This is a genomic window from Nostoc sp. FACHB-888 (assembly GCF_014696655.1).
Lineage (GTDB): Bacteria > Cyanobacteriota > Cyanobacteriia > Cyanobacteriales > Nostocaceae > Nostoc.
Window position 1 is genome coordinate 1 of record NZ_JACJQM010000154.1, and the last position, 9981, is coordinate 9981.

The following is a 9981-nucleotide window of genomic DNA, read 5'->3' on the forward strand; positions in this document are numbered from 1 at the left end:
TTTATGGCAAAACAATTCAAAATGCAAAATTAATTTCATTTTCATACATTTGGAATTTTGTATTAATAATGCATGAATTTGAGCAAAGCGAATGGTATGTTGTCCTAAAGTGAAGCGGGGGTATTTCCAACCGTGGGGAATTATTATTGTTGGTTGTATTCTTCTGCCTCCTGATTAAACTTGACCTCAATGATTTCTTCGACGCACCCCATTGCCTCAGTTAAATAATGCAGCACATCTCCCAAATGAGTTGCAGCTTCTGGATCAATCTTCTTGTCCGCAATCAACAAAAGCCAGTTTTCATCTTGGGCAATCGCCTGAATCTTTAAGTAGCACGAGTTGAATTGCTTCAGTATTTCTATCGGTTCCATTGGTTTATCCGATGAGTTGTGGTGTTCTATTTCGATAAACTGATAATTTGGTTTTGCTCCTTGTCTGTCTTACGGTGGGTCTTACTGCCCACCCCTTTCTTTACGCTGCAATCAAATAAGCAAGCTTGTGGAACGTACCTCTTTAACCGTTCCCATTCTTCATTTGTCAGTGCATCAAATTCAATATCTAGCAACTCTTCTTCTGTGGGTAGTTGTTCTGTAGTAGCCGTAAAGTAGCCTGCCATTGTCATGGAGTTGTCTAATCCCACTGCTGCATCCAGCGACTCGGCGTATCGAATCTGATTTACTCCGTTAGACCAGTGGGTGATGTGTTGAAATATCACCCCAATCATGGAATGAGCTTTGTATACTCGATAAACTCTGGGGCAAGCTCCATTCATGTAAACCAGCTTGTAGGGAGGAATTTCTTGTACCTCTGCGTTGGGGTCTGTTGGAGGAAGGAGAATTTTCTGTAGAGGATTATCCAACTGGTCTTCTTGAAGAGAAAATGTGGTAATCATATTTCATGTGCCATGATGATTTCGATTGTCTAAATTTCGGTTGAGCGGCGATCGCATAACTCTTGGACTGCAATCGCCTTTTCTCACTTCCAGAACGAGGAATTTCTTACACCTCGCATTCGCATCTGCTGGAGGTAGCACAAAATTCTCTTAGCAGTCATAGAAACCCGAATCTGAAAGTGTGATGTTACTTGCTGTACTATATGCAATGATTGTCTGTAATTGCATATAGGTGGCGATTGCAGTTGCTTGGACTGCGATCGCCTTTCTCGCAACAGCCACTTACGCCGCTACTGCCGTTCGGACTCCCAACGACGCAATCACATCTCTTGCATTGTCAGCAACCTGATTCACCCCGTACTGTCTCGGTCTTGCGTACCAACTTTGGTGATTACACCCGACGAAGCCGACCAAATGCCCGTCTCGGTAGAGTTTGGTGCTGAACGAAAGCCAGTCTATCTCACCGTGGTACACACCAAAAGCAGTGCAAGCTTCCTCCAGTTCATCGCTTAATCGTTCGTTCCGTTCCCGTGGCGTTTCTGGGAGAGTCGCTTTGACCTCTGCAACTGTTACCAAGCAAGTAGCTACCCAGAAAGTCTGAGTGGCGTTTCTGGGAGAGTCGCTTTGACCTCTGCAACTCTTGTAGCGAACCAGTTGCGGTCAAATGGTAGCCGTCCACCTTCCACAAATTGCACCCATACGGTGATTCCACCTTCTATCCAGATCGTGCGAATTGATTCGGGTTGGACTTCGATAATCTCGCCAATGATGCGCCGATCTCTGCTGGTGAGAGGATCTTGGGTTGGAGCTATGGCTTCGGCTTGGGATTCGAGGTGGCTGTACAGTTCTGCTTGTGCTAGGGCTTGCTCGTCTTTGAAGGGAGTATTTGCAATTATTGTTTGATTGAGTTTGAAGCTTGAGGGTGCTTGTTGTGTGTAAACAGATTGCGTCATAATGAGGATCTCCTGCCTCTATATGGGGTTAGGTTTTTCACAAAAGGCGATCGCTAGTTTTCCAGACAGGGTGATCGTCTTTTGTTTGTATCTCATGAATCTAATATACTATTTTGGCTAGCCACTGTCAAGACACAATCTAGCCAATTAACTGATCTACATAGGCTTTAGACATTAATAGAAGTTATAGCCACTGGCTAGACCGTGCTTTATAGTGTAAATAGTTGTTTAAATTCAAAGAAGAAAAGATGGCAGACGAAAGAAAGCTTTCTACTAGGAAGCGTGGCGCTCAGATGAATGTAAGGCTTGATGAGAGCTTGTACGTTGAGTATAAGGAGTTGCTAGAAAAAGAAGGAACAAGTATGACTGAAGATATAGAAAGCTACATTAGAGGTAGACTCGGTAGAGAAGAGAGTGAAACTAATGTTGTTGATATCAGGCAAGTTATAGAAAGACAACAACAAGAGATAGCGGAGATTAAAGCAGAACTGGGAAAATTAAGGGCGGGCTAGCCGCAGAAAATCAACAACTCAAGAGTCAGCTAGAACACATGCTAGCCAGCGCCAAAAATCTCATAAATCTAGCAACAAACTCGCCTCCTATAGAACAATAGGGGGCGAAGCTTTTAAAGGGTGGTGATATCTGTCTAGCCCAGTTGCTTTTGTGGCTAGCCTAGTGCTAGACTCAAAGCAATTATGCTGACAAATTCAAACCCCCAGCGATTGTTTTCGAGGCAGGCGCTGAGGGTCGTTCCACAAACGCTCAGGTTTATGGTTAATCAAACAATATCAAATCTTCTTGCACCATGCACAGAGGATAATACCGTTATTGACTACAACCCCGGAACAACATCGCTTTTAGATTATGGTGTTGTCAACACCAGCATCCAGGAAACCTTCACCGCCATTGACCGGTTCGAGTGGCAAGCATCCGATGAACTTCGACTGATGCGAGATAAAGGCTATTACGAAGATGGTGGACACAAGAGCTTTGAAGCTTACTGCGAAAGCGAGTTGACCAAACACGGGGGATATCGCAGAGTCAGGGATTTGCTTTCTGCGAAGAAAGTAGTTGATACCCTGCCAGAGGAACTCAGGGAAAAAATCACTAAACCCTCTCAAACTCGCCCCTTACTCCGGCTGGTTAAAACTCCTGATAAGTTACAGGAAGTCGTAGCGATCGCAGCCCAGGAAAAACCTTTCCCCACTGCCGCCGATTTCGCCAAAGCAGTACAGCAAGTCGCACCAACAACTAAACGCGCCACAAAAAGCGAAAACCCTAAAACGCAATTGTGTAATTCTGTCACTGTTTCTTCCCTTTCACACCCTCGTTATGGGGATTCGGGAGTGATTGAGGCAGACGCGCCCAATAACTATCAACAGATTGTCACCTTCAGCGATGGTGAGAGGCTGTTGATCAACAATGCTGATTTGACTGGTTTAAATGACGCAATTGTGTCATTCTCAGGAGAGCGCACATACCCAAAAGAATACGCCGAAGCGATCGCCCAAATCAAAGAGCAATACCAGCAAGATTTAGAGCGCCTGGAGCAGGAATTGAGAATTGGGCTACAAGCAGAAGCAGGAGCTAAAGCTGAGTCCCAGGTACAAGAGCAAATTCAATCTCTGCAAAACCTGTACAAGCAGCAGAAAGAGCAAAACATCCAGTTGCAGGAACGGCTCTCTGAGATGGAGGGGTTACGGAAACTGGAAATTGAAAATCAACAACTCAAGCAGCGTATTCAAGATTTGGAAAACTCGGTTGAACAGCGCCCTTCTCAAGAATGGGGAAATACCATGACCCAGCAAGCAACCAAAGCTTTGAACAAGCAGGTAAAACTTGCACTGGAGAAAACAATTGATCTGCGATCACTGGCCCAAGAACCACCCAAGGAAAATGCACAAGAATGCTTACGACTCATGGGCATGGCATTGAAAAACCTTGCCAGCGCAATGAACAACACCCAAGCGTTAGAAGCTGCGGCAATCATTCTGGGAAGTGAACCGACACCACAGGCTATCGCTTATCGAGCCGAACAATTAGAAATGCTACCCCAAGCGGTTAGTGATATTAGGTCAGTGCTAGCTAAACCTGGGTGTACTTGGCAAGACTATTGGGCAGTGGCGCAAGAGTATGAGGTAATCAAACAGGACTACTGGGCAGAATTAACTAACCAAGAGACTGATTTAATTACCGCACTCCAGAACGCATCCTCTCAACCCGACACTATTAAAGTTGGTTCTATCGTTGCCCATGCCGACCCATATCGTACTTTGTATGTCGAGAAAGGTGAAGTAGTAGAGGATTTAGGCGAAGAGTTGGTAGTTGCTTGGGATCATTGGCGAAACGAATCGAAAAAGACTGACAGGTATTTCCGAGATGAATTGCGGTTCTGGCAGCCTCAATAGGCTTTCAGTGTATCGGTGACTTTTTAGACAAACAAATATCGAACTAAACCCTGCGATGCCGAAGGCGGTAAACAACGCTGTAGGGAAAATTCGGTGCGTCTATATAAATAGGAGATTCTAGAATGACGAATTACAAAGGTATTCCACCAGAAAATTTGATTTGGGCAGTCAAGCATTTTTCAAATTGCGCTCTCAAACTTTATAACTATACTTGGGCTGTACATCCTTATAAGCCCAAATACGACAAATACTCTACTACCTACATCCCAAGAGAAATCTTACTTTCAGATTTGGAGATAAAAGCAAACGTCTTAAATAAGGCGATGGCGGAAGTAAGCGATAGCAAATTGTTTAAGATATTTTATCTTCCCAATAGACCATGCTATGAAAAATATGCTGGTATGGTCTGTTTCTCCGAGAACAAACATGGTATTTATTTGCCTGAATCAATGGAGTACAAGTTCAGTGCTTATGACGAGTTTTTAGCATCAGAATATTGGCAAGACTGTAGAAGACTAGTTCTAACTAGAGACAATTTTAGATGTGTCAAATGTAACGCTAATCAAAAATTACTTGTTCATCATTTGACTTATGAGCATCATGGTTTCGAGATGGAATACTTAGAAGACTTGATTACTCTGTGTCGTCGCTGTCATGCCTCTGCTCATCATGGAGGCGAGAAATGACTACTAAATCGAAACAGTCCGCTGGCTCAAAATTCAATCGTCCTCACATGATCATTCCAGAAGAGGACACGACATGGGCAGTTAATCAAAAACCATGTGTGCTGAGATTTTGGCAGCAGTGTTGGTTGGCTGACCCTTATGGCTCACGCTGGATGAAATTGGTGACTAATTTGAGTGACTCGGCTTTTAGATTAGGTAGAAGAGTTTTGGAAGCAGCCAGTTTATTTGTGTTTCGTCGTATTAGCATTGGCAGTGATGGGAGAACATCAGTATGGTACGTGAAAAATCTGCACGGTGCGCAAGTTAAGGATTTTTGGCAGATTGAAAAAGCGGAAAATCGCTCAGAGGTGTCTCCCCAAGTTGAGCAATTTTCCAAGAAAAATAAAGCGAATACCGCCTCAAATAAAGCGGATAACATTTCAATTCAAGCGAATACCGCATCAGAAAAAGCAAGTACTCGGACTCAAACCCAGTCAGAGCAAGAATTCCATCAAGTCTCAGGAACTGCTCAAGAACACATCACAAACTCATTTGATGAGTTTGTGATGTGTGTCTCTGACCCGCTTACAGGAAATCTGCGTGTAGAGGAGACGGCTCACGCGCCCTTGGGGGGCGCGTCGCCTCAATCTGTTCAAGGCGTGGAAGAATTAGAGAAAGACTTGCCTGTGGCAATGGACTGTACATCGCTAACGCTTGTAGATGCTGCACCGAGTCAGTTTACTTCGTTGTTGGCTGAAAAACAGAACTGTAACGTTGAAGCAATATTCCCTCATGAAGGTACTTGTTCCGCCGCACCCATCGCACAAAATGAAAAATCTCTAAATTCTGCGATGCCTGCGGCGGGCGTAGCCATCGCTAATCAACCGCACGGGCAAGTAAAACAGGGAAATTCAGCTTCGTTGAAGACTAAAAATTCAGTTTCAGGTGTAGAAATCAAAGCAGATCATGAGGGTGAAAGTTCCACCGCGTCTGTGCCAAATCCTGAAAAATGGTCACATGAGGCGATTGTTGCAAGGTCAAATATGCGACCTGTAAGAAGGGAAAAACTGAATCGAGCGGCGAATTCGGGCGAAAATCCGGGTTTTGACTTCTTGCAAGAGTGCTGGAATGATGACCCTGCTTTGCAGATTGTGATCAAGAAGTTGTTGGCGAAGTTTCCGCAGTGGGGGGTTGCGATTGTGGATAGGGTGCTGATGAAGTGGGAGAGGTAACGCGAGAACTTTATAAAGTAAAGTTTTGTAAATTATTCAAGTTCTTGCGAAAAACTGGAGTTTCCGGGTGAAAACTTAGTGGGCTAATTATTGGCTATTTAGTAGCTAGTAACTTGATTTATGCTTAACTAAAGTTGGCTGCTGCTATTAGTGGAGGCTTTCAATGTCAGGTTTGGGTTTTACTCATTGGGGTGCTTTAGCGGCTATCGCTTTCGGTGTCAGCTTTTGTACCATTGATTATGCGAAAGCTCAAATTACTCCAGATGGCACTTTACCAAATAACTCTAGTGTCACAAGAGAGGGTGACACCTTTAACATTACTGGAGGAACACAAGCTGGCGGTAATTTGTTTCACAGTTTTGGTGAGTTCTCTGTACCTACTGGTGGCACTGCTTCTTTTAATAATGCTCTAGATATTCAAAATATAATTACTCGAGTAACGGGTGAATCAGTTTCTAATATTGATATTGATGGGTTAATTCGCACGTTGGGTACGGCTAACCTGTTTCTAACAAATCCCAATGGAATTGTATTTGGTGAAAATGCTTCGTTGAATGTTGGTGGTTCGTTTGTTGCTACTAGTGCGAATGCACTGCAATTTGGAAATCGAGGATTTTTTAGTGCTACTGATAAAAATATCCCTTCAGAGTTGTTGACTGTTAATCCTTCAGCATTGCTGTTTAATCAGATTAATCAAAACGGAGGGATTCAAAACAACTCAGTAGCACCCGCAGGAACAGACCCAGCAGGTTTAAACGCATTTGGTTTACGAGTACCGGATGGTAAAAGTTTACTACTGGTGGGTGGGAATGTCAGCATGGATGGGGGACGATTAAATGCTTATGGTGGGAGAGCCGAGTTAGGAGGGTTAGCCCAAGCTGGTACTGTAGCTCTGGGTGTAGATGGCGATAATCTCAGCTTGATATTTCCTGATAATGTTGCGCGAACTTCAGTATCCCTCACGAATCAAGCAGGTGTAATTGTAACTGGGGCTAGTGGCGGTAATATTGCAGTTAATGCTAGGGATTTAGAAATATTGGGAGAAAGTATTTTAAGTGCTGGTATTGGGGAAGGTTTGGGGACACCTGAAACTGTCGCGGGAGATATTACGCTGAATGCTACCGAGTCAATAAAAATTGCAGGCACTGGGAGTAATGTTCGCAATCTTGTGGGTTTGGGGTCACTTGGCAATGGGGGTAACATTACTATCGATTCTGGTTCATTGTCGTTACAAAATGGCGCTGAACTTATTGCCTCAACTTCAGGACTTGGTAATGCGGGGAATGTCAATGTTAATGTTACAGATGCTGTTGATATTGCTGGAAGAAACAGTGGGATTTTGAGCAGTGTGCCCACGGGTACAGTTGGCAATGGAGGTAATATCGACATTTTAGCTGCAACACTATCACTAGTTGATGGCGCTCAAGTTACAGCCTCAACATTTGGACAAGGCAATGCAGGTGCAATCAAAGTTAATGCTACTGATTTTTCTACCGTTTCTGGTAATAATTCTAACTTTAACAGTGACTTTTCCGTTAGCTCTCAAAGTACAACAGGTACTGCTGGAGATATTATCCTTACCTCACCTATAATTACCTTAGATAACACTGGCACACTCAACGCCCAATCTGTATCGGGTAATGGTGGCGACATCAACTTACAAACTGATTTACTTCTTCTGCGTCGTGGCGCTCAAATTTCCACTACCGCAGGCACAGCACAGGTTGGTGGTGATGGCGGCAATATCTCCATTAACACTTCAGGAATCTTAATAGCAGTCAAGCCTGTTCCCGAACCAACCTTACCATTGAGTGTGTTTGCGCTCACTGCTTTTTATGCTGCTTGGAAGTTAAAACGTAAACAGGAGCAAACTCATGAATTGAAAGCTTGAGTCACCCAAAAAATCAACACAAGCTAGATAAAAGCTATGGCAGTAAAAGTAAGGAGCATCCTTACTTTTTCTATTACAATGCATAAGCCATTAATGCGTTAAATCAATAACTTCAAGATGAATAAAATAGTCACAGCAAACATAAGAGCATGATTATGAATTCAACAAATCCCCCTGAAAACGTGATTAATTGTTTGCAGACTATTTTGGATGCGATTGCTGTGGGAAATTACGAACTTTTTCTCGCTGTGGGTGATTCGGACTACAAAGCAGGGATTACCAAAGAAATGTTTGATACAGTTAGCTCCCAGCTAGCTCCACGGATGTCTGAGGGTTATAAAATTACTTACTTCGGTCATCTTATACAACAAGGTTATCAAATCTATCTGTGGAAACTAAGCTTTGTTGATGGCAAAGATGAATTTGCGGCACGTATGACTATGAATAGGGACAAAGTTAGTGGCATTTTAATTACATGACGTAAGTAAGTAGGTGCGAAAAAACCCAATTATGTAAAGATAAGTAAATACGGAGAATGCATCTACTGAGGTAACTGAAATATGGGTGCTCGTTTAAGGGTATTTCTTTCAAGTGAGGAAGACCGAACTTTGTTAAACCTTAGAACTGCGGATGTAACACAGAAAGTCAAAGACCGAGCAGAAGTAATCAGATTAAATGCACATGGCTGGTACGTAGAAAAAATAGCTGCTCATTTTAATTGGACTCCACAAACAGTAAGAGAAGTTTTACATAAATGGCAGAAGCTAGGACTGGAAGGGCTTTGGGAATTACCTGGTCGAGGGGGAAAACAAAAATGGACTGAAACTGACATTGTGTTTTTAGAGGAATGCCTCAAAAAAGAACCACGTACATACAACAGTTGTCAACTCACTGAAAAATTAGAACGTGAGCGCAATGTGCAACTGAGTCCTGACAGATTAAGACGGGTACTCAAAAAAAGGGGGTCAATTGGAAGCGCACCAGAAAGAGCCATAAAGGAAAACAAGACCCCGTAGTACGCGATCGCAAGCAAGCAGACTTAGATATGTTGGAACTAGCGTCTGCAACTGGAGAAATTGACTTAAAGTATTTGGATGAATCAGGGTTTTGTGTATGGAGCGAACCAAGTTACACCTATTACTTCAGAGGTGAGCAAAAACGTTTAGAACAAAACAAACGTCGCGGTCGTAGATTAAGCATTATTGGATTCCTCCAACCAATAATCAGTTTTGTTTACGGTTTGGTGATCGGGGGCGTTAACCGCAAGTCTTATATCCAAATGATGGAGCAAGAAGCAGTTGCTGCCCTTCATGACGGGACGTATTAAGGTAATTGTGCAGGATAACGGGCCGATACATCGATCCCTTGAGGTGCAAAAGTTATGGTCAAAATGGGAGAGCATGGGTTTATACATCTTCTTTTTGCCCAAATATTGCTCCGAGATCAACCCAATTGAATTGGAGTGGCAGCACCTTAAAAAAGATGAACTATGTGGGCAAATATTTGATGATGAGTTAGACCTTGCATACGCCGTGATTGATGGCGTTAAAGCTAGGGGAGAAAAAGGCAAATACAGTACAAAACTTATTAAATTTTACTCTACCCGTTCTGGTTAAGCTTTCGTTACATAGTTAGAAATTTTCCCGCCCACCTACTTACTTTCGATAGAATTTGAATTCTAACTTGAGTTATAGCCTACCTTCTATTTTAAGAAGGAGCGGCTGCTCCATCAAATTACAGCCTAAAAATGTTAACTCAGTGTAGACGACAACTAAAAGCCAATTGCTTATATTGAATTCATGTAGATTGAGCAAGTGAATCGCAAGGTTCCATGCTTGATACAGATGTAGAAAGATGATCGACGACCATAGTTCCAGTTCTTTAGTTGTGCCAGCTTCAACCCAAGATCACAGTCAAGGTGTGCTAAGTGCCGCCGTGGT

11 protein-coding genes and 1 pseudogene are annotated in these 9981 nt (G+C 43.1%); 7 read left to right on the top strand and 5 right to left on the bottom strand.

All coding sequences use genetic code 11. The features are described 5' to 3' along the window. Positions 1-143 precede the first annotated feature (143 nt). From H6G26_RS34325 to H6G26_RS43205, 5 genes are all read right to left on the bottom strand, one after another. Entirely contained in the window at positions 144-371 is a 228-nt protein-coding gene (locus H6G26_RS34325) for a hypothetical protein (protein ID WP_190735589.1), read from the bottom strand. Between the two features lie 26 nt (positions 372-397). Then, positions 398-892: a hypothetical protein gene (locus tag H6G26_RS34330; RefSeq protein ID WP_242054088.1), complete on the bottom strand. Its 495-nt coding sequence runs from the start codon at positions 890-892 to the stop codon at positions 398-400. A 150-nt stretch (positions 893-1042) separates the two neighbouring features. Then, positions 1043-1174: a hypothetical protein gene (locus H6G26_RS43990; RefSeq protein ID WP_277883944.1), complete on the bottom strand. Its 132-nt coding sequence runs from the start codon at positions 1172-1174 to the stop codon at positions 1043-1045. After that, on the bottom strand, positions 1175-1468 hold the full coding sequence (locus H6G26_RS43200; RefSeq protein ID WP_242054089.1) for a hypothetical protein: 294 nt from the start codon (positions 1466-1468) through the stop codon (positions 1175-1177). An 8-nt stretch (positions 1469-1476) separates the two neighbouring features. Continuing rightward, positions 1477-1845 (bottom strand): hypothetical protein, encoded by a 369-nt coding sequence (locus tag H6G26_RS43205; protein ID WP_242054090.1) that lies wholly within the window; start codon positions 1843-1845, stop codon positions 1477-1479. A gap of 248 nt (positions 1846-2093) precedes the next feature. On the opposite strand from H6G26_RS43205, the gene H6G26_RS34340 reads away from it, so the two are divergent. The 7 genes and pseudogenes from H6G26_RS34340 to H6G26_RS34370 all read left to right on the top strand — a co-directional run bounded on the left by H6G26_RS34340 (position 2094) and on the right by H6G26_RS34370 (position 9657). Then, a complete protein-coding gene (locus H6G26_RS34340) occupies positions 2094-2357 on the top strand; it encodes a hypothetical protein (RefSeq protein ID WP_094345164.1) in 264 nt (87 codons plus the stop codon). A gap of 258 nt (positions 2358-2615) precedes the next feature. Further along, positions 2616-4253, top strand: a complete 1638-nt coding sequence (locus H6G26_RS43210) for a hypothetical protein (RefSeq protein ID WP_242054094.1) — start codon at positions 2616-2618, stop codon at positions 4251-4253. A gap of 122 nt (positions 4254-4375) precedes the next feature. Further along, a complete protein-coding gene (locus H6G26_RS34350; protein WP_190735591.1) occupies positions 4376-4939 on the top strand; it encodes an HNH endonuclease in 564 nt (187 codons plus the stop codon). Then, a complete protein-coding gene (locus H6G26_RS34355; RefSeq protein WP_190735592.1) occupies positions 4936-6150 on the top strand; it encodes a hypothetical protein in 1215 nt (404 codons plus the stop codon). The genes H6G26_RS34350 and H6G26_RS34355 overlap by 4 nt, the downstream gene beginning before the upstream one ends. 163 nt (positions 6151-6313) lie before the next feature. Further along, complete coding sequence (locus H6G26_RS34360) at positions 6314-8041, top strand: filamentous hemagglutinin N-terminal domain-containing protein (protein WP_190735593.1); 1728 nt, start codon at positions 6314-6316, stop codon at positions 8039-8041. 155 nt (positions 8042-8196) lie between these two features. After that, the gene (locus H6G26_RS34365; protein ID WP_190735594.1) at positions 8197-8520 is read left to right on the top strand and encodes a hypothetical protein; all 324 of its coding nucleotides are present in this window, start codon (positions 8197-8199) and stop codon (positions 8518-8520) included. A gap of 81 nt (positions 8521-8601) precedes the next feature. Continuing rightward, positions 8602-9657, top strand: a pseudogene (locus tag H6G26_RS34370) (IS630 family transposase). Positions 9658-9981: the final 324 nt, after the last annotated feature.